Annotated in this window: 19 protein-coding genes; 17 read left to right on the top strand and 2 right to left on the bottom strand. The window is 45.1% G+C overall.

Features of this window, described 5'->3' with window-relative positions; translation table 11 throughout:
* The first annotated feature begins 616 nt into the window (after positions 1 to 616).
* The 17 genes from GJU87_RS11665 (at position 617) to GJU87_RS11590 (ending at position 19,372) form a co-directional block, all read left to right on the top strand.
* The gene (locus GJU87_RS11665) at positions 617 to 3,229 is read left to right on the top strand and encodes a glycoside hydrolase family 2 TIM barrel-domain containing protein (protein WP_153639686.1); all 2,613 of its coding nucleotides are present in this window, start codon (positions 617 to 619) and stop codon (positions 3,227 to 3,229) included.
* A gap of 40 nt (positions 3,230 to 3,269) precedes the next feature.
* Positions 3,270 to 4,526 carry an MFS transporter gene (locus tag GJU87_RS11660; protein ID WP_153639685.1) on the top strand — a complete coding sequence of 419 codons (1,257 nt, stop codon included), beginning with the start codon at positions 3,270 to 3,272 and terminating at the stop codon, positions 4,524 to 4,526.
* Positions 4,527 to 4,673: 147 nt separating this feature from the next.
* On the top strand, positions 4,674 to 7,475 hold the full coding sequence (locus GJU87_RS11655; RefSeq protein WP_153639684.1) for a sugar-binding domain-containing protein: 2,802 nt from the start codon (positions 4,674 to 4,676) through the stop codon (positions 7,473 to 7,475).
* A 108-nt stretch (positions 7,476 to 7,583) separates the two neighbouring features.
* Positions 7,584 to 8,933 carry a sensor histidine kinase KdpD gene (locus GJU87_RS11650; RefSeq protein WP_153639683.1) on the top strand — a complete coding sequence of 450 codons (1,350 nt, stop codon included), beginning with the start codon at positions 7,584 to 7,586 and terminating at the stop codon, positions 8,931 to 8,933.
* A 598-nt stretch (positions 8,934 to 9,531) separates the two neighbouring features.
* Positions 9,532 to 10,458, top strand: a complete 927-nt coding sequence (locus GJU87_RS11645; RefSeq protein WP_153639682.1) for a DUF898 family protein — start codon at positions 9,532 to 9,534, stop codon at positions 10,456 to 10,458.
* Between the two features lie 56 nt (positions 10,459 to 10,514).
* Positions 10,515 to 11,363 carry a CPBP family intramembrane glutamic endopeptidase gene (locus GJU87_RS11640; RefSeq protein WP_153639681.1) on the top strand — a complete coding sequence of 283 codons (849 nt, stop codon included), beginning with the start codon at positions 10,515 to 10,517 and terminating at the stop codon, positions 11,361 to 11,363.
* 87 nt (positions 11,364 to 11,450) lie between these two features.
* Entirely contained in the window at positions 11,451 to 12,653 is a 1,203-nt protein-coding gene (locus GJU87_RS11635) for a TlpA disulfide reductase family protein (RefSeq protein WP_153639680.1), read from the top strand.
* Between the two features lie 104 nt (positions 12,654 to 12,757).
* Entirely contained in the window at positions 12,758 to 13,330 is a 573-nt protein-coding gene (locus tag GJU87_RS11630) for a DUF3267 domain-containing protein (protein WP_153639679.1), read from the top strand.
* Between the two features lie 167 nt (positions 13,331 to 13,497).
* Positions 13,498 to 14,061 (top strand): RNA polymerase sigma factor, encoded by a 564-nt coding sequence (locus GJU87_RS11625; RefSeq protein WP_228491966.1) that lies wholly within the window; start codon positions 13,498 to 13,500, stop codon positions 14,059 to 14,061.
* On the top strand, positions 14,042 to 14,314 hold the full coding sequence (locus tag GJU87_RS11620; protein WP_153639678.1) for a hypothetical protein: 273 nt from the start codon (positions 14,042 to 14,044) through the stop codon (positions 14,312 to 14,314). The genes GJU87_RS11625 and GJU87_RS11620 overlap by 20 nt, the downstream gene beginning before the upstream one ends.
* 1 nt (position 14,315) lies before the next feature.
* A complete protein-coding gene (locus GJU87_RS11615; protein WP_153639677.1) occupies positions 14,316 to 14,966 on the top strand; it encodes a ClpP family protease in 651 nt (216 codons plus the stop codon).
* A gap of 159 nt (positions 14,967 to 15,125) precedes the next feature.
* On the top strand, positions 15,126 to 15,590 hold the full coding sequence (locus GJU87_RS11610; protein WP_153639676.1) for a pyridoxamine 5'-phosphate oxidase family protein: 465 nt from the start codon (positions 15,126 to 15,128) through the stop codon (positions 15,588 to 15,590).
* 660 nt (positions 15,591 to 16,250) lie between these two features.
* Positions 16,251 to 17,258 (top strand): tetratricopeptide repeat protein, encoded by a 1,008-nt coding sequence (locus GJU87_RS11605; RefSeq protein WP_194831518.1) that lies wholly within the window; start codon positions 16,251 to 16,253, stop codon positions 17,256 to 17,258.
* Positions 17,259 to 17,300: 42 nt separating this feature from the next.
* The gene (locus GJU87_RS21845) at positions 17,301 to 17,594 is read left to right on the top strand and encodes a hypothetical protein (RefSeq protein ID WP_194831517.1); all 294 of its coding nucleotides are present in this window, start codon (positions 17,301 to 17,303) and stop codon (positions 17,592 to 17,594) included.
* A 3-nt stretch (positions 17,595 to 17,597) separates the two neighbouring features.
* On the top strand, positions 17,598 to 17,990 hold the full coding sequence (locus tag GJU87_RS11600; RefSeq protein WP_153639674.1) for a hypothetical protein: 393 nt from the start codon (positions 17,598 to 17,600) through the stop codon (positions 17,988 to 17,990).
* Between the two features lie 150 nt (positions 17,991 to 18,140).
* Entirely contained in the window at positions 18,141 to 18,707 is a 567-nt protein-coding gene (locus GJU87_RS11595; RefSeq protein ID WP_153639673.1) for a hypothetical protein, read from the top strand.
* A gap of 122 nt (positions 18,708 to 18,829) precedes the next feature.
* Positions 18,830 to 19,372 (top strand): GNAT family N-acetyltransferase, encoded by a 543-nt coding sequence (locus GJU87_RS11590; protein WP_153639672.1) that lies wholly within the window; start codon positions 18,830 to 18,832, stop codon positions 19,370 to 19,372.
* 41 nt (positions 19,373 to 19,413) lie between these two features.
* Here GJU87_RS11590 and GJU87_RS11585 read toward each other — a convergent pair whose 3' ends face one another.
* Together GJU87_RS11585 and GJU87_RS11580 are read right to left on the bottom strand one after the other, a co-directional pair.
* Entirely contained in the window at positions 19,414 to 20,328 is a 915-nt protein-coding gene (locus GJU87_RS11585) for a helix-turn-helix domain-containing protein (protein ID WP_153639671.1), read from the bottom strand.
* A gap of 33 nt (positions 20,329 to 20,361) precedes the next feature.
* Positions 20,362 to 21,468 carry an ion channel gene (locus tag GJU87_RS11580; protein WP_153639670.1) on the bottom strand — a complete coding sequence of 369 codons (1,107 nt, stop codon included), beginning with the start codon at positions 21,466 to 21,468 and terminating at the stop codon, positions 20,362 to 20,364.
* Positions 21,469 to 21,523: the final 55 nt, after the last annotated feature.

The raw sequence follows: 21,523 nt of genomic DNA, 5'->3' as shown, positions 1-21,523 counted from the left end.
GGGCCTTAATTCCATAGTTTTGGGGAAGGAAACGCGGTGATAACCGCGATGACGCCGCCCCAAGTTCGAATTTGCGCGGACAGGGAAGCGGTCGCGAATGAACTTAGATTGAAATACAAATGTTGTTTCGACCGCAATGGTCGTACCGTTGATTAGAGCACAACAATAGTAACCACAGTAACGAACGTAACAACAGAAACCAAAGTAACCTCGCAGCGCAAACCTAAAACTGCGAAGCCTAACCACAGGAACAACAGGAACCCTTCTAACCGCGTAGCGCAACCTGAAACCGGGGTACTGCACGGCCACGATGTATCGTGGCCCTACCACGCTGGCAGAAAAAAGAATCGGATAGAAATCGTTCCTCGGAGCCAAACAACAGTAAGATATGTAACGATAGAAACAACAGGAACCTCAAACCTGAAACCGTCTCGTATCTAACGTCTAATGTCTGGTGTCTTGTTGAATACTTTTGAACACTTTTAGATTCTCCCGCAAAAATGAATACATTTAAGCGATTCGTTGAATGGGTACGCTCGCTTTTCCGGTAAGTTTGTGCTCTATGCGCTGAAAATGAAATCGTTCATTGTAATCATAAACTAACATTCCAGACAACATGCAATTCCAAGGTAATCTGAAAACCATCATGAGTCTGTTGGTTCTCATTTTGATGTCAGGCTGTGGCTACGTACAAGACCAATCAGCCACGCTGAAACTTGACAAGGATTGGACTCTCCAGCCTTACGGCGAATGGAGTGATGACGGCCAACTCATTAAGCCCGATGTGTATTCATCGAAAAACGAACTCACCTGCGATGTTCCCACCACCGTTTTTGCCGCCATGGTGAAGGACGGGAAGTTTAAAGACCCTTTCTTTTCCGAGAATCTCGAAAAGGTGCCACGCGAGTGGTTCAACAACAAATGGCGGTACACCAAAGCATTCGATATTCCGGAGAATCTGCTCGGCACATACTCCCGGCTCTGTTTCGGTGGCATCAATTACAGCGCCGACGTTTTCCTGAACGGGAAGCAAATCGCTTCGGCCGATACGTTGAAAGGTGCGTTCCAGCGATTCGAAATCGACGTAACCGGAAAACTGAAAAAGAAGGGGAACCGCTTGCAGGTCGATGTTTATCCGCCGCAGCCCGGCGATTTCACTGTCGGCTTTGTGGATTGGACGCCTAAGGTGCCGGACAAAAACATGGGACTCTGGCGGGGTGTAAAGCTCCGGTTCAACGGACCCGTTTCGATAGAGCATCCATTTGTCGAATCGAAGGTGAATACGGCCAATGACTCGGAAGCGGCATTGACCATCGAAACGCAGGTGGTGAACCACTCGGGAATGAAATTAGAAGCTACGGTTGAGGCGCAGATTGGTGATGTTACGGTGAAGAAAAAGGTGGCGTTAAAGCCATTTGAAAAGAGGATGGTGGTTTGGACGCCGAAGGAATATCCGGCGTTGAATTTCAAAAATGCCAAACTCTGGTGGCCGGTGACCATGGGCGATCCCAATCTTTACACACTGAACGTAAGCAGTAAGGTCGACAATCAAATATCGGATAAGCTTTCTCAGGAATTTGGTATTCGCGAGGTAACCAGCTACATCAACGAAGCGGGCTCAAGAGCCTATAAAATCAACGGACGTGACCTGCAGATTCGCGGTGGCGGCTGGGCCGATGATTTGCTGTTGCGCGAAAAAAAGGACAACCTGAAAGCACAGGTAGAATATACCAAACTGATGAACCTGAATACCATCCGGCTGGAAGGCTTTTGGGGCGAAAGTGATGAGCTGTACAAGCTTTGTGACGAAAATGGTATTCTCATCATGGTCGGCTGGAGCTGTGAGTGGGAGTGGGAAAATTATGTAGGCAAGAAATGTGATGAGTTTGGTGGTGTGCAGACGCCGGAAGAGATAAAGCTCGTCAGCAATTCGTTGGATGACCAGGTGCTTTGGTTGCGAAACCATCCCAGCATCTTCGTCTGGGTACTGGGAAGCGACATGCTGCCGCGCCCGGCGTTGGAGAAAACATATCTGAAGAACCTTGAAGTCTCCGATCCGACCCGCCCAACATTATCGGCCTGCTCGGTTCGCACGAGTGAGGTAACCGGCCCGACAGCTGTGAAGATGAATGGCCCGTACGATTACGTGTCGCCGAATTACTGGTACATCGATAGCGTAAATGGGGGCGCTTTCGGTTTCAATACCGAGACAGGCCCCGGTCCGCAGATTCCACCGATTGAGACATTGAAGAGAATGTTCCCGGCTGACAAGCTCTGGCCGGTGAACGAAATCTGGAATTACCACTGTGGCCGCGGTGAGTTTCACAACATCGATACCTACCTCAAAGCATTGAATCATCGGTACGGAGAAGCAAAAAACATTGACGACTTCGAGATGAAAGCCCAGATGGCGAATTACGAAGCCATTCGTCCGATGTTCGAGGCCTTTGCCGTGAACAAAGCCAATGCAGGTGGCGTCATTCAGTGGATGCTGAATGCACCCTGGCCAAAGCTTTACTGGCAGTTGTACGATTATTACCTCACACCCAACGGAGCTTTCTTCGGTACGCAGAACGCCCTGAAGCCGCTGAACATCATTTACAATTACGGCAACCACGGCATCTACATATCGAACGATTACCGGCATGGTTTCAAAGATTTAACAGCCGAAGTAAAGGTGCTGGATTTGCAATCAAAAGTGGTCCTCGATAAGAAAGTTCCGTTCTCGGTAGATGAATACACATCGAAAGAACTGTTGTCGTTGCCGGAAATGCGTGGTACTACGCCGGTTTACTTTGCCGATCTACGCATCGTTTCCCCGGAAGGGAAGGAGATAGCCCATAGTTTTTACTGGCTGTCGCAGAAGAAAGATGTGCCCGATTTCAAAAACACAAAATGGTACGTTACCCCGATAAAGGAATATGCCGATTTCACAGCTCTTACCGAGTTGCCGAAAGTGAAAGTGGAGAAAACAGAGACCGTTGAACAGCATGGCGACCAAACCTGGGTGAAAGTAACGCTGAAGAATCCTTCGGACAAGCTGGCGTTCTTCATTGGCCTGAAAGCCAAAACCAGTGAATCGCATGAAATGATATTGCCGGTTTTCTGGAATGATAACTACATTTCTCTCCTTCCGGGAGAAGAGCGGGAACTGACGGTGAAGATGAACACCAAAGACCTGAACAGCGAACAGCCGGTAATTGAAATGAAAGGTTACAACACACTTTAATCGAAGATAAAACAGAGTTTCTCACAGACAAAAGATACCTATGAAACGGAACTATTACATGGTGGCCCTGGTGTTCATCGTTTTCTTTGTGATTTCCTTTATTACCAACATCCTGGGTTCCATCAATCCCAATGTGTCCGATAGTTTTCACCTGAGTGGCGCGATGACCGGTTTGTTGCCTTTCTCTTTCTTCATCGCCTACGGTTTGATGTCTATCCCGTCAGGAATGTTGGTGGAGAAGTACAAAGAGAAAATCAGCATGAGTGGCGGATGGATTGTGGCCACCATCGGAGCGTTTGTTTTTGCCCTGTTTCCCAGCTATCCGGTCTTTCTCGGTTCGCTGTTTTTCATCGGCGCGGCCATGGCCCTGATGCAAGTGGTGATCAATCCGCTGCTACGGGTATCGGGCGGGGAGGAGCACTTTGCCTTCTACTCCGTGTTTGCACAACTGGTGTTTGGCGGGGCATCGTTCCTGAGTCCGTACGTCTACTCTTACCTGGTGCTGAATCTCGACAAGAGCGGACCACAGTCCAACTGGTTCCTGCAAATTCTGGCCAACATTACTCCGGAACATTTGCCGTGGGTATCGCTCTACTGGGTGTTTGGTGTCATTACGCTGCTGATGATCGTTATCATTGTGGTATCACGCTTCCCCAAAGTGGAACGGAAAGAAGATGAAACAACGGGAGCGTGGGCCATTCATAAAGAGATGTTGAAAGATAAAACCGTTATCCTCTTCTTCTTCGGCATCTTCGCTTATGTGGGAACGGAACAGGGCATTGCCAACTGGATTTCGGAATTCCTGCGCACCTATCACGGTCTGCGCCCCGAAGTGGAAGGAGCCGCAGCGGTTGGTTGGTTCTGGGGAATGCTAACCATTGGGTGTTTGTTAGGAATGCTGTTGCTGAAATTCATTGATAGCAAGCTGGTGCTGCGCATCTTTGTCATTGCAGCCATGGTCATCCTGACGGTGACCTTGTTTGGTGGCGAGCAGATGGCCATTTATGGTTTCCCGGCACTGGGATTCACCCTCTCGGTGATGTGGTCGATAACCGTTTCGCTGGCGCTGAACAGTGTGGCGAAGTATCATGGTACCTTCTCCGGCATACTGATGAGTGGTATTGCCGGCGGGGCGTTGGTGTCGTTGCTGATTGGCGGACTGAAAGACCTCATTGGCCTGCGACAGGGAATGTTCGTTCTTTACCTGACGCTTGGTTATCTGTTGTTCATCAGTATCTGGGCCAAACCATTAATCGCTAACAAAACTATTCAGTTGAAGAAGCAAGCAGCTGAATGATATGATGAGTTTGTAGAGACAAGGCATCGTCTTGTCTCTACTTGGTTTGGTATCTTTTCCCTATATTTGGATGCATTTTGTAAAACTGACAGGAAGGTCTGGTGGTATCCCGATATCTGACTTCCAAACCAAAAAATCATCAATCCCATGAAAGGTCTCATTAACGCATTCATCTTTGCTCTTTTTGTTAGCATTCTTTCTTCCTGCTCCGCGCCGGTCAAAAACTACCGTTCCGACATCGATTTGTCAGGAACCTGGCAGTTCCGGCTGGATTCGGCTAATCGGGGAGTGGAAGGGAAGTGGTATGACACCGCGTTGAATGACCCTGTTCAACTTCCGGGTACGACCGATACCAACCACAAGGGATTTCTCAATACCGATTCCACCACGATGCATCTGAGCCGCGTGTATCGTTACGAAGGTCCGGCCTGGTACCGGAAGACGGTCCATATTCCGGAGAACTGGAAGGAGAAGCACATCCGTTTTGTGATGGAGCGGACCAAACCTTCGAAGGTGTGGATTGATGACCATTACGTTGGTAGTTCATTGCTGTTGGAATCGCCGCAGAAGTATGATGTGTCGGCGTTTCTGACTCCCGGAAAGCACACGATTACAGTGCGAATCGATAATGATCGGAAGTTGACGCCTTACGGGAATGTGCATGCCTATGCAGATGACACCCAGACCAACTGGAACGGCATCATCGGTAAGATTTACCTCGAAGCTTCCCCGAAAACGTATATCTCCGACCTGCAGGTTTATCCAGATATCAAGGATAAGAAGATCAAGGTGAAGATGGGCATCGACAACGGCATGAAACTGGATAGCGTAGATGTGGCTCTGCAGGTAACCAAAACGCTCGATGGAAAGGAGACCCAACTGAAAGCGGCACACTTTCATGTGAATTGTGATTCGGTTATCAACCTGGAATACACGCTGGGGGACAAGATGGATTTATGGGATGAATATCATCAGCCGATTTACCATCTCAATGCCATTATCAGCCATAACGATATCAAAGACAACAAGGAAGTTCCTTTCGGGATGCGGAAGTTTACAGCCGAGGGAACTAAGTTCGCCATCAACGGTCGGATTACATTCCTAAGGGGAAAACACGACGCCTGCGTTTTTCCGTTAACCGGATATCCGCCTACGGATGTGAAAGGCTGGATGCACGTGATGAAGATTGCCAAGTCATGGGGTATTAATCACTATCGCTTTCATACCTGGTCGCCGCCGGAAGCCGCTTTCGAGGCAGCCGATCGGTTGGGAATTTACATGGAGCCGGAACTACCTTTCTGGGGTGGTTTGGAATCGGATACGCTCGCCGATCGGCTCAAAGCGGAAGGATTGGTGTTGCTGAAGAACTTTGCCAACCATCCTTCGTTTGTGATGCTGTCGCCCGGAAACGAGCTATGGGGCAACCTCGATAAAGTAGGCAAGTTGATAGCTGACCTGAAGAAGGCTGACGGTCGTCCGCTGTACACGCAAGGCTCGAATGATAACATTGGTTACTCGGGACCGCTGCCCGTTGAGGATTTTCACGTAGCAGCCCGGACACCTTACGCGCACGACACTACTCTCACGCATGTGCGACTCACACAGGCTTTTGTCGATTCCCGCGACGGCGGAATCCTGAATACCAAAAAGCCGTCGACGATGGTGAACTTCGATTATCCGGTGTCGCAGATAAAGATTCCGTTGATTAGCCATGAAGTGGGGCAATACCAGATTTATCCCAACTACAGTGAGGGCAGGAAATACACGGGCATCCTGAAACCGCGTAACCTGGAAGTTTTCCGAAGCCGGTTGAAGAAAGCCGGTATGTTGGAGCAGGACAGTCTGTTTGCCATGGCTTCCGGTGCCTGGTCGGCTTTATGCTACCGCGATGAAATCGAAGCAGCACTGCGCACCAAAGGACTGGCCGGTTTCCAGTTGCTTGATTTGCAGGATTATCCCGGGCAGGGAACGGCTTTGGTGGGCATTCTGGATGCCTTCATGGACAGCAAGCACGCAATTGACCGCAACGAGTGGCGGAACTTTTGTAATGATGTGGTTCCCTTGCTGGAGTTTAAAAAGTATTGCTGGACGGTTAACGAAACGTTCACGGCTGGCGTGGAAGTGGCCAACTATTCCAACCAAAATCTGAAACAGCCACTCGATTGGAAAGTAATGAACCAGCAAGGAAAGGTCATGGCATCAGGGAGCTTCGACCAATCGTCTATCCCGATGGGAGGAGTCGACAGCATCGGTTTGATTCACTTTCCACTTGTGAAAATACAGGCTCCTCAGAAGCTAACTTTTACATTAAACGTAAAGGGAACGAACTACCGGAACAACTATCCGGTGTGGGTGTATCCGGAACCGGAAAAGGTACAGCCGGGAGCTGATATTTATGTGACCACGAAGCTAAACAACGAACTGTTCGATAAACTCAGCAAGGGAGAAAAAGTATTGCTCTTCCCTGTAAAGGAGGCAGTGAAGAAAAACAGCGTGGCTGGTTTGTTTCCGCCCGATTTCTGGAACTACGAAATGTTTAAGCAAATCAGCGAGGGAAATAAGAAACCGGTTTCTCCGGGTACCCTGGGGATATTGACCAATCCGGACCATCCGCTGTTCAACCATTTCCCGACGGAGTTTCATACCGATTGGCAATGGTTTTCCATCATTAAGCACAGTAATCCCTTAAACCTGAATCAAACCGACAAAGACTACCGGCCCATTGTTCAGGTCATCGACAACCTGCAGCGCAACGACAAGTTTGGATTGATATTCGAGTACAAAGTCGGGATAGGGAAGCTGCTGGTTTGCATGTCAAGATTAGATAAGCTCCCGGATGACCCGGCAGCAGCGCAGCTCTACCGTTCCATTGTCGATTATATGCAATCCGGTGCTTTTGCCCCGGCTAACACGATTAAGGAGAATCAGCTTCGGAAATTAATTCAATGAAGGAACTGACCGGAAATTGGCTTATCGTTGCATTTCTTAAAATTTCAAGAACGCTGTGGAATAAATGATTTTCATAATTAAATTGCGAGGCTGTAAGCAACATCGAAAATGGAACCGTTCAGTCTCAAAATAATTGTTGTCATTGCGGCAGGAATAAGCCTTATCATGGGCTTTTACATGTTGCTGATTCACTGGAATACAGACCGGGTGAAAGGCCCCATGTTCTGGGCCGCGGGAAACCTGCTGATTGGTATCGGGTTTCTTTTTCGGTTAGTTCCGCCTGCCAATGGTTTTTGGGCAGCTGTTGTGCCCATGCTGTTGATTACCGCCGGGTTGTATATTTATTTGGCCGGCATTCGGATATTTAAAGACAAGCCCGTTATCCGATGGATCGTTATAGGCTTCCCGGCACTGGATATTGTGCAGTCGTTGGTATTCTTTTATGTGTTTCGCCTGCAACTCCCCCGGGTTGGCGTGCACCTTTTCATTCTGGCTTTGTGCAATGTCTTTTCCATTTACGAAATGCTCAAAGTAGACGAGCAAAGCCGTCACCTTAAGCGGATTTTCCAGCTAAACGCTATATTCTTCGGTACATTCCTGGTGGTTCTGGTTGCCGGCATCTTCCTGGTGGTACATCGCAGTTCGTTCAACGATATCCAGGTGGGCAATCTCTGGATAATTGCCTTTGGAATTTCGGGGGGAATTATGACCGCGCTGACCTTTGGCTTCCTGTCGGCCGTTAACATGCAATTGTACACGGAATTGGAAGGACAGCTGAAATCGAAGACCAAATTCTTTTCGATTATTGCTCATGACCTAAGAGGGCCGGTGGGAACCATCATGAACTTCCTGAATTTGATGAATACCGAGAAGGATTTAGAGGAGGAGGAGAAGCTCATTTTTATGGAGAAGATGGAGGCGTTGAGCCAGTCAACCTATCATCTGTTGCAGAATCTGCTGGAATGGGCCCATACATCCCAAAATCTGACCTCCTTTGAGAAAGAGTTGATTGAATTGAATCAGTTGGTTACTTCCAATATCGAATTCTTCCAAAGCCTGACCCGGATGAAATCCATCGGACTCGAGTTTCATAACGGAGAAGCGGCGTATATCGGCGGGAATGCCAAGATGGTCGAAACGGTTATCCGCAACCTGGTTTCCAATGCTATCAAGTATACACCCCGCGGAGGCACGATCTCCATCACGACCCAAAACAACCTGCACGGCGTCCGTCTGGTCGTTGAGGACACAGGTGTTGGTATCAAGCCCGATCGGTTGAAGCAAATTTTTGAACTGGAAAATAGTCGTTCAGAAAAAGGAACCGACGGTGAAAGCGGTTCCGGACTTGGACTGGCGTTGTGCAAGGAGTTCGTCCGGAAGAACAACGGAACCATCCAGGTCGAAAGCACCGTCGGTGTCGGAACCCGCGTGGTCGTTGATTTCCCGTCACCGGTGTGAAGGAAGGTGAGAGGGGGAGAAATGGAGAGTGGGAGAATCATCTACAGATGGACCGAGATGAAATTGACAGATAACCACAGATATAGAACAGTCAAAGGGGAATTGGAGAACCATTGTCAACCTCTGTGCCTCCTTTGTATTCATTGTGGTTTACATTTTTACCACAAAGCACGTTAAGGTTTACACAACGGTCTTCTTTCAACCACATTAACCACAGTAACCTCGAAGCCAAACCTGGAACCTGAAACATGTAACCTGAAACCTTTCTAACGATAGTAACAACAGAAACCCTCTTCATCTTTCCTCTAACATCTAATGTCTGGTGTCTCCTTTCTAATTTATATTTATTCTTAATAGAACGATTTTAGTGGTGAACGTTCAATTTTCAGTGATGAACGTATCGAATTTTCTGATGAACGGAAATACCGCTAATTGGTATGACCGATTTAACATGGCTGATAAACAATAAGGTTAGCACCTTTTTGCTAATTTGGGGAAACCGATAGTCAATTCAACAGAAGAAAAGACGCATTGCTTAGCTATTCGATTAGACAGACAGATTAACCAACAATCAATATATATTACAAAACTTAATTGAATGAAAAACTATTTCGATTTTACCTTAACGGGAAAGAAGTTTCTGCCTGTGTGGCTATTGTACTATTTCATTTACATCATCCCAATGGGCTTTTATTACTACGAAAAGTATGCACCTGGAACCGAGCTTCATTATTTAAAACATATTTTTTTGCCACTGCTACTTGTCGGCTTATTAATATACTATCTCATCGCCAAGCTCACCATCGAGCATGTTCAGTATGGAGAAACCAACTTTCACTTTGGTGGAGGATTCTGGTTGTTCACCGGAAAGGTGTTACTGGGAGCGTTTTTGACTGTTATCACTTTTGGGGTTTATGGTGCCTGGTTTGCCCGGGATATCAGCCGCTTTTTTATCGACAACAGTTCGCACAACGGACACGAATTCAAGTTCAAGGGGAGCGGCAGTACCCTGTTTGTCATTGTTCTCCTGGTATGGATTCTCCCGGTTATCGCATTTACTCTGATTGCCGTGCTGCTTTATTCGCAAAATGTTGAATCAACGGCTTTCCAGGTCTCGCTCTTTTTGTTGTTCTTTATTATGGCCATTCCCTACTACTTTTTATACTATAAATGGCTGATTAACATTAAATACAAGGAATACCACATTCAGTGGAATACCGAATGGATGCCTTCGATAGGTAAAATCGCCTTGGAAGTATTCCTGTCCGTGATCACCCTGGGAATCTATTTCCCGATGGCTTTCCTTCGGTTGTACACCTATTTTTCTGCACGAACCATCGCTCAAAAAGAAGACGGAGCTTACATCTTTGGATATGATATCGAGCCAACCGCCGATTTCTTATTCATCTGGGGACAATGGTTGTTGACCCTCATTACGCTGGGCATTTATTATCCCTGGTACTACACAAAGATTCGGAAACGTATCCTCGGTAAAACCTATGTGACGGCCGTGAACGAACATTAAAACCCTGTAGAGACGCATGCAACGTCTCTACCACCTAACAAAAATGATTGATTGTCATGTTTAAAGAAAGCCCCCAAACAGAAGCACCCAAATCTTTTTATCCCAACATCGGACAGTCTTTTCTGCTGCTGATCCGGTTGACATTAATCTCGATTCCCCTGTCTATTCCATATATAGTCGTAATGATTTTGAACAGGGACTATGGATTGCCTTATGGACAACTCCTTGCATCTTTATCCTTGCTATTAGCGTATGGCTTGTCATTCTTCATTGTAGCCCGGCTGGGAATGAAACGCATCAGGAAGTTTGACAAACCGGAATACCGCTTGAAGTTCAACATGGAGCCTTATCAAGTGTTGTTAGTCGTTGGTCTGATGGCCATTGCTGCCTCTACACTTATTTCAGCAGTCACCGATCTGCTCCCTGAATCCGACTGGTTTAATGACTACATGTCTCAGTTGGCTCAGCCCAATGTATTTGCTTTTCTGACGATGGTAGTTGCAGCTCCGGTATTGGAGGAGATTCTCTTCCGGGGAGTGATTTTGGAAGGTTTACTGAAAAACTATTCGCCAGCCAAAGCCATTATCTGGTCAGCTGTTATCTTCGGTGTGGCACACATGAATATGTGGCAGACCACCAGTGCTATCTTAGCCGGATTATTGCTCGGTTGGATATACTGGAAATCAAAATCCATCATACCAGGAATGGTTATTCATTTTGTCAACAACCTGGTAGGTTATATTGCCATGATAAATGCGGCTAACGCGAATGAATCGCTTAGCGACGGTATCGGTGATAAACTAATTTACGGTACTGTTCTCCTGATAGCGTTGGGCCTCTTCATCCTCACCTGGCGCTGGCTGAACAAACGCTGGACACGCCCAACGCCGGAACCGGCCCTGTAGAGACGTTGCATGCAACGTCTCTATGACAAACCCACAGATAAACGTATCTTAGCGGACATCAAAGCATTGTTGTAAACAACAGGATACATGAAGTGGAACAGACGGACGGTTACGACGGGATTGGTTTTACTGACGGGGAGTTGGTTGCTGGCCGGTTGCCAGGAAAAACCGGCTGATATTCTTCGGCAAACGGAAGACCGGATGAACCGGATGCAATCGGTAGGGTACGAAACCACCATTCATACGTTTCAGCGGGAGATGGGAACCAACAAGCTCGATTCGGCGCTCTGTTATTTCGATTTCACCAGCACCGATTCCATTCTGGGCGCACGGTACCGGTTCATGACCGGCAATGGCGAACAGGTGTTCAACGGACACCAGTTCTTTCAGAGCAATCCGTTCGACAAAACCGTCATCTATTCCAATCACCAGGTCGCTTTCGATGTAAACAGCTCCACCTACCTCATTAACTCGGTGTATGTGCTGCGGAAGTTGCTGCCCGAAATGATCGACAATCCCGATATCACGATTACCCGGCAAAAGGACCGGACCATTCGGAAGCAGGGCTGCTGGGTTGTGTCTATCGACATGAAGAACCTGTGGATCGATCCGAATGCCAACCATCAATTGAAACGGGTACCGGGAAAGATTTATCATTATGTGCTGGCTGTCTCGAAAAAGGCAGGTCTTCCGGTTCAGTTCCGGTGGAACTACCCCGACAACAAAGGATATTGGGAATCGACCTTCCGTTACCTGGGGATCGATCAGGGGATGGAGAAATCGGCCTGGAGTTACGACCGTTTCCCGAAGTCGTATCTGCGCATGTCGAAGCAGGAGTACTTCGCTTCGTTGAAAAACAGGGCGCAGGTCAAAACGGGGCAGGTGGCACCACTATGGGAGCTTCCGGCTTTGAAGGGCGATTTTGTTAGCCTGAAAGAACTGAAAGGCAAACCGGTACTGCTCGAGTTCTGGTTTCCCTATTGCCAGGGTGATGACGAGGTCACCGCTTTTCTGAACAAACTACATGAGCTGGACGGACAAAACGAGCTGGCTATCTACGGTATCGAAATGACCGGCAAGGAGGCATCCAATCTCAAAGCTTACGTCGGAAAGCAGAAACGGCTTTATCCTACCCTTTACCAGGGAAGAAGCGTGGCTACCGAATATGGCGTTGATGTGGCGCCAGCCTTTTTCCTGATTGACGGAACCGGAAAAATTGTTTACGTCAGCACCGGCCTGAACAAAGCCGCATTGACCCAGGCCCTTAAAATGACATTGCAAAAACAATAACCCGTAGAGACGCGATTCATCGCGTCTCCCATGATTCGATCTACCTTTTTTTGAACGAATTATTCGTTATCTTTATTTAACAAAACTAATAACCTACGAGACAGATGAGATTTATTTTCAACCGATTTCCTGATGACCCTAATTTTCATCCGGATGAAAAATGGACCGGATTAAAAGAGCCAACGGATTTATGGACGACCCAGTTAAAGGCTATCCCTTTTATGATTTTCAATGGTGCATTAATTATTGTGTTGATGAGAATGCTGGGGATTCATTTTGAGTTGAATATAACCACGATGCTTATCTCCTTCTTAATATTTGCTCCGATACACGAATTAATACATGCGCTTTTTTTTCCTGAAAAGTTAACGTCTTCCAATGTTTGGCTGGGATTTACGGTCAATGGCTTTGCTCCATTTGCTGCCTATTTGGGAGAGATGAAAAGGAATACATTTATCCGGGTTTTGCTGGCGCCTTTTGTAATCATATCTGCAGTAGGCTTACTATTCCTATTCATTTTCGGAAGCAACAGTCTGGTCGAACATATCCTGGTGTTTAATGCAGCAGGAGCGTGTGCCGACATGCTAGGGGTCTATTATGTTCTAACACAAGTGCCCCGATACGCCTATGTACGTAATAAAAAAATCAGGACCTTTTGGCGAATAACGAATCCATGATTCGCACCGCATACCCGTAGAGACGCAATTTATCGCGTCGGCAACCAATGAACATGACATTTGTAAAGAGACGTTGCAGGCAACCTCTCTTTTTTTTTGTGGAAATTTTTTCGTTTTCCGGGTGATGTTTGGAACTTTAACTGCACATACTGGTAAAGAGATGACATATGGAAGCAGTAGCCATTCAAACACATACCATCGAGCGAAAACAGACGTACCTTCCACCATCCGTGGATGAGTTGTATGAAAGAACTTTCCCGCCGGTGGCAACATTTGTCCGGAAAATGGGCGGCTCATTCGACGATGCAAAGGACATTTTTCACGATGCCCTGGTGGTGTACATGGAAATACCGGAAGAAGATAAGAGAACGGTACGAGCCACGCAGGAAGCCTATCTGTTGGGAATCGCCGAACATTTGTGGATTCGTAAGTTTCACAGAGACAAAAGAAAAGTAACACTGAATGAAGCCGAAAGCCGGATAGCCATTCCGGAAGATTTCTATCCGCCCGTGCAAACAAGTCGGTTACTAAAATTCCTGGAAGTTGCAGGGAAGAAGTGCATGGACCTGCTCCGCGCCTTCTATTACCAGAACTTGTCGATGAAGAAATTAGCCGGGAAGCTTGGGTATGCCAGCGAACACTCGGCCAGCGTGCAGAAGTACAAATGCATGGAGAAGATTCGTAATACGGTTAAAGAAAAATCACTGAGCTATGACGACTTCACCGAATAACATACAACTCATCGAGCAATACTTACAGGACAGATTGTCTCCATCAGAGCAATTGCTGTTCGAAGCCCGAATGATCGCTCACCCGGAGTTGCGAACGGAAGTCAGGCTTCAGGAAAAGGTATACCGGCTTATCCGGATGTATCACCGGAAGAAACTGAAGGAAGAGCTGGAAGCGGTGCATCAGCGACTCTTTAATGAGCCCCGTAAAAGGAGTTTCCGACAACGAGTAGAACGTATATTTAAACCTGAGTGAGATGATACATTCGAGTTTAATACCCATGGTAACCGATAATTCGGCCGGAAGCGAACGGGCGTACGACATTTACAGTTTGCTGTTAAAAGAACGCATTATCTTCCTGGGCGAGTCCATCAACGAAACGACTGCGGCTTTGGTAGTGGCACAACTCATTTACCTGAACAGTGTAGATGGCAACCAAACCATCAATCTTTATATTCAAAGTCCGGGTGGTGTGGTTTATTCCGGCATGGCCATTTACGATACAATGAAAATGATGAAGGCCCCGGTGGCGACTTATGCGGTGGGCTTTACAGGAAGTATGGCCACATTTCTGCTTAGCGCCGGCGATAAAGGGATGCGTTATGCACTTCCTCATGCCACCATTCACATGCATCCTACGGGAGGCGGCTCCAAAGGATACACAGAAGATGTGCGTATTGCCACACGTGAACAGGAGCGCTTGCAGACGCAGATTTTCTACCTCATGGGAAAACATACCGGTCATTCCTGGAAAGAGATTGAGGAATTCTTCCTGCGGGATAAATACCTGAACGCACAGGAGGCGAAGGAATATGGAATCGTAGACGAGGTGATGGGCGATGCTGACGATCTCATTGTTTTAAACAATACAGAGCTGGATGTACATGTGATGCCCGGAAATAATTAACGGCATTGTGCAGAGACGCGATGCTTCGCGTCTCCTTTCATCCGGTTATGCATTTGAATCAATCTGTGTAATCTGGTTAATCTGCGTAATCCCGGTTCAGACCAATTATTCCTTATATTTACCGGCAAACCTTATCATCAAAACGGTAAAAACAAGCACATGAATCGTCCCATGCGAAAACAGGAGCGCCGTCTGAGCGATGAAGACACTTTGGAATTGCTGCGCCAGGGAGAGTACGGCGTTCTGTCGATGAGCACACCCGAAAACGAAGGCTATGGTGTTCCGATAAGTTACGCTTACGCCGGCGATGCCATCTACTTCCATTGTGCTACCGAAGGGGCCAAGCTCGATTTCTTACGGGCTCATCCTCATGCATCGTTTTGTGTCGTCGGGAAAACGGAAGTCCTGCCGGCGAAGTTCAGTACCCGTTTCGAGAGTGCCATTGCCGCCGGAACCATCACCGAGGCGGCAGGCGATGATAAACGCAAAGGCCTTCTGCTGCTGGTAGAGAAGTATTCTCCCGACTATCTGAAAGAAGGCAAAGCCTACATCGACCGGGCGTTCGATACCGTCATTGTTCTGAAGATGAATATTGAATCTCTGACCGGAAAAGCGAGGAAATAGAGAAATACGAATTACGCCAATTAAAGCTAATTACGCTAATTCAGCTTCGAGGTTGCTCCAGAGGAAGGTCTGGAGGACCGTAAGTCCATAGCTTGGGGGAAGGAAGAGCGGCAATAGTCGCGATGACGCCGCCCCAAGGTTGAATTCAGTACATTAAAAGGAGGCGCACGTTTCGAAAAAAAATGAAACACAAATGTTCTTGCGCCGCATATGTTAACGTTGAATAGAAACACCGGTATTTCAGGATTGACACGCGGCCACAATGTATCGTGGCCCTACCAGGCCGGCAGTAAATGGAACGACAGGACAGCCAGGCATTCATCGATGTCTTTGTGCACGTTGTGTTTTCCTTTGTGCCCCTTGTGGTTAATGTTTTCTACCACTAAGGACGCTAAGTTTTACACAGAGGGCACAAGGAAATCCTTCATCGAAGTCGAACAACAGAAACAACAGGAACAACAGAAATCGCTACTCACAACCTGAAACCATCTTGCGTCTATCGTCTGCTGCCTCGTTTCTACTATTCAACAACATCCGTCTGAACAATAAAAATTCAATCGATTTCGCTATTTTGGGGCAAGAAAAACAGGAGTAGCTAAAAAGCAGGCCAGACACAAGCTAATCTTTAGCCATATCATGACCTTAACAAACCAACAAACCATGACAAAAACCAAACTTCTTATCCTCATCTCTTTTCTCTTCGTGACTCATTGGGCGCATGGACAAAACCAGAAAGTCGAAGATATGATTCGTGAAGGCGTTGCGCTGCATGACAAAGGAGAATATCAGAAGGCGATTGAGACCTACCAAAAGGTGCTGGAAATAGCTCCCAATTCGAGTGTAGCCAATTACGAAATAGCCTTTTCTTACCTGGCTGCTAAAGACTATAAAAATGCAGAGACGTTCAGTAAGAAAGTCATCGACCTGAACAACGGAAATGTTTTAGGCGCCTATATCACCTACGGGAATGCGTTGGATATGCAGGGGAAGACTAAGAAGGCCATGAAGGTGTACGAAAGCGCTGCGAAGGATTTCCACCACTATTTGGTGTATTACAATTATGCCATCTGTTGTTTTAACGCCGGCGAAACCGATAAGGCGTACGATTTAGCCATCAAGGCCATTACGGATTATCCGTCGCATGCCAGCAGTCATCTAATTCTGAGTAAGATAATGGAGAGGAAAGGCTCGCGAATAAAGGCCATGCTTCCTCTCTACTTTTTCCTGTTGCTCGAGCCCAACTCCGGCCGGTCAGCCGTTGAATACCAAACGTTGAGAAACTACATCGACCACGGGGTGACCCGGGAGGGAGAGAAGAACATCAACATGATGGTTCCGGAAGATGAAGACCCCGATTTTGGCGCTGCCGAAATGATGGTCAGTCTGTCGAAGGCTTCCAACTCCCTCGAAGAGAACAAGGGAAAAACGGACCTGGAACTGTTTGCCGAGAACAACGACAACATCTTTAAAGTGATGGGCGAACTGAAGAAAGATCACAAGGGCTTCTGGTGGGACTTCTATGTGTCGTTCTTCTACCGGATGGCGAATGAGAATCTCACGAAACCGTTTAGTTATTACATCTCAGAATCGGACGGTGACGAAGCGGCAAAATGGCTGACTGATCATCCGGAGGAGTTCGACCGGTTGAAGATATGGATGAATAACTAGGGAACTGTTAACAATGTCAATGGGATGGGATAAAAAAATCTTATGATACAAACCGATAGCATCAAATCAATTGAGATTGACCGCGAAGGGAAACTACATGTCATAACCGACATGACAACTTACCCGATGATATACCGAACAGCAACGGAGGTTCACTGGGATGTGGATAAGCATTCCTTGTATTCACCGAAACTCCGGGAGTGGTCATATTTAAAATGGCACAACCATATCCTTGACGTTTGTGAAACAGAATGCTCTTGTAAACTTTTGTTGACCGCAGAAACAACCTGGGTAAATGTACCTGATGAATTAAGGGATGAAATGAGAAAGAGATGAGACATGATGATAAAGCTGATTGAACCAGAAGCAAGATTTAACAAGACAATCTCTGAGCTGAAGAAAGACCGGTTTTATCCGGACTCGAAACCTATTTATCCAATTGATTATGAACTGCCTTTTGAATATACCTGTTCCCATTGTGGTTGTAAAGTATCTATTAGGAATCAGGACCTTGAGAGGCACGCAAAATCAAATCATTCTAACCTGACGGACAGTGAGCGTGTATTGATTGAGAAATTTGTTGCAGAACACGGACTAGATGAAGCTTCGTTTCTCGATTTCGAATGTCCTGAGTGTCGCCAGGCAGTGAGGGTTTTATACAATAGCGGACCCGGCGGATTCTCCGGGATGACTTATGAGCTGAAGCATGTGATTGAATTAAGCGACGAGTAAATAAAAACTCCGGCTTCAATTGCCGATAAATAGTTATTGAACAATAAGAATTCAGGTGATTACGTTATTTCTGAGAACTGGAGCGATTCCGGTGGGCAGGATGAAAGATTAAGACACTTAAGTATCTCATGAATATATAAACGACTACAGATGAAAACACTACTAACTTTTCTGCTAACATTTCTGTTCATCAACACTTTTGGACAGTCAGTTAATACTGAAAAGCTAAAAACTGCTTTTACCAACCTAAAGAATGATAGAAGCCTGGTTAACCAGCGCAAATACTTTGAACTATTTCCTAATTCATTCCGGGAATTTCAGGAAACTTTTGGTTATGAAAATGGAAAAGCCGCTCCACTATATGACGGGCACGAGTACATTCCTGAATTTTTCGATCTGGACAGTATTCCAATAGAGAAGCAGCTGGAAAAGTGTATCAATATTTCAATTGGAGGTCATTGGGAAGCTGATGCCGTGAACTACTTTCACTATCATCTCCGGTCCGAAGTTTTAAAAAATGTTGGTCTGACGTATAGACTTTTGAAAGGAAAACCGAACGACAAAATAGAGTCTTTCTTCTACTTCTTTTTTAACGAGATTCACCCTTCAAGCAAGGCAATCCCGGGAGAGTTTAATGAGATTCAGTCGAAGGACAAAGCATTTTACGAATTGTTAGTCAAAGGACATGAAAGAGCCATGAAACATAGTGGCCATTAATATTGCTGAAGAACAAAATAAGAGTCAATAAACAAGGTCCATAAAATTCTGCTTAAACAAGAACTTCGTTCCCGGCTGTTTGCCAACATCCCGTTTTATCTAAAAACCTTCGTAGCTTTGATGTGAACCAATACAATCATGCCGGCATGAACTATTTCGAGCAGGAGAGCGAGCGGTTGCAGTACCGGAAGTTAACCGAAGCGGACATCCCCCGGTGGATGAACTTTTTCGTGGATAACGATAACCTGGCGTATTTGGGGTTGGACTTGTCGAAAAGCAACGAGGTGCTGGCGGTGGAATGGATCTCCAAACAGTTCGAACGGTACCGGACGCAAAACCTCGGACACCTGGCGGTGGAACTGAAAGAGACCGGTGCGTTTATCGGGATGGGAGGAATTCTGCCGCAGGTAATCGATGGCAAGCCGGAATACGAGATTGGCTATTCACTGCTTCCCAACTATTGGGGGAAAGGCTATGGAACCGAAATCGCGCAACAGCTGAAGCGGTTCGGATGGGAACACATCGAAACCCAACGGTTCGTTTCCATCATCGACATCCGGAACCAGCGTTCAATTAACGTGGCCCTTAAGAACGGCATGACGCCACTGTTCCGGACCCAATATGCCTCGTTAACCGTCGATGTGTACGGGGTTGAAAAAGGATAGGAGCATTTGGTGAAATGAAAGTTGACTAACCTTAATCTGACTCAGAGTTTCTTGAGGTCTCTTATTTTGAAATCAGTTTTTTTTGCTGAACTAGAATCAAACAATTTCAATTTCAATGATGCATTATTTAGAAAATGATCATTTGAAACTTTATCGATGATCACTGAAAACTGTAAAATAGGGAATATTTCTCCAGGGAATATGGGAGAATCATTGTAACCAATTAGCAACCGAATATTTGAATCGAATGAACGGCGATGTTTAATATTTTGAGAACTAAATGAAACTTCTATTCCTAATCCTTCAACATTTTCAAAAGTTCCTTCAATCTTACAATGTTTTTCAATACTATTGCTTGAATTAATAACGTAAACTTCAATGTCATAAATTAATTTTTCTCCACTCGGTCCATCATATTCCTCTTTAAAATTCATAAAAAGAGAATGGATGTCAACTTCAGCCCTCGAAGTCCGATTGTAAAGCAACCGAACTTCGTACTCTTCCATTGGAACAGATTTAAAGTTATATCGACGGTAATACTTCTTATCAGCACTTATATGAGGTGCTGAACTGCTTGAAGGTATCTTTACAACATAAACAGTTTCTTTTATGTCTGAATTTATTCTTATTGGATATATTTTAATTCCATGGATCTTTTGCTGAATATTGGAGTCTATTACATTCTCCAACCATTCTTTTGTGTATTCATTTCCATTCACAAAATCCAATCTGGTGGGTTTGTGGTTTTCTTCTTGAATGCCATAGATTATTATTCCACCATCCGAATTTGCAAACGCACTAACATCTTTCGCTAATTCACGCTTTTTTAAATCGGTATTATCCAACGATTTTGCCGATTTATAATCAAGATTTATGGATTCTTCAATCTGATTTTCGATAAGATTGACCAAGTCTTCGTATGAATACATCTCTTTGTCAAAGAAGCTTAATCCCATGATATGTAGATTTTTATGGTTTGTATGGCAATATTAGTATTTAGATTTATTAGCATATCCAGCCACAAACAGACCAAATATAAAAATTCCCAATAACGCTTCTGATGTGAGTAAGAACTTGAAGCTTCCAGATTGAAAAGGACTAAAGTCTCCAAATCCTAATGTTGTGAACATCGTTGTTGACAGATAAAAAGAATTGATCAATTCTCCTCCAATTGAATCAATGGAAGAAAAATAATATAGAAAAGTATATAGTACCAATATGATACTGGATGCAAATAATGTTCTTATAGGCTTTTCTCCAAATCCCCAAAGCATATATGATGTACCGTCCAATAATAGGCTTTTTAGATTTATCATTTGATTTTTGAGAGAATTTTGAAAGACTTTGAAGCCATACTTTTTTCCATTCTTGAATGGCGAAATCAGATTGATACTGTTAATATTGGCTTTTAGTTTGAATTTTTTTTCTTTATAATAAGCCTCGCTGGCAGCTTTTTGATTACCATTTTGCTGGAATAAAGTCTTTAAAGTTCTGAAGTCTTTAGAGATATTAGAAAGTAAATATGATTGACCTTTAGGCCATTTCGTTTTTTTAGGGGTGTAAAACAGGTTGTTTGTAACAACTCCATAAAATGATACATTATCTAGTCCAGTTTTACTAAAAATAGCGTCCTCTAATCTACAATCATTAAAACTAGTTGTCCAAAGTTGACAATTATAGAAACACAATGAATAAAAATTTGAATCACTCATCCTAAAGTCTTCAAATTCACATTTATGGAAATGTAGATTGTAAATTGTAGATTTTGAAATCTTCGAATGAAAACAGATTGAATAGTAAATGCTTTTAGGTTCAAAATCAGAGAAGTCTTTACCGGTTATTTCTATATAGCTCAAGTTTGTGAAATCCAAATTTCGCCCTGACAATTTATCGTTTGTGATTTTTACATTTCCCAGATATAGAACTTCATGACCAGGAGCAATCTTTGCGTTAAATGTTTCAGGATTATTTAGACCAATTTCTGAAAATAATAAATCATCTATTTTAAGGTCTTTCCTTAGTTCAATAATATTTTTGTTAGCTACTTTTGTTTTAATCCATTGAATATAAGGAGTGAAAATACTAATTGTTTGCATGTTTGAATATGCTCTTATTTTCGACTTCGTTAAGAAATCCTGAGTTATTTTGTTT

The sequence above is a fragment of the Prolixibacter sp. NT017 genome (assembly GCF_009617875.1).
Taxonomy (GTDB): domain Bacteria; phylum Bacteroidota; class Bacteroidia; order Bacteroidales; family Prolixibacteraceae; genus Prolixibacter.
The sequence above is the reverse complement of the archived record's forward strand: the minus strand, read 5'-3'. Positions and strand labels throughout refer to the sequence as shown.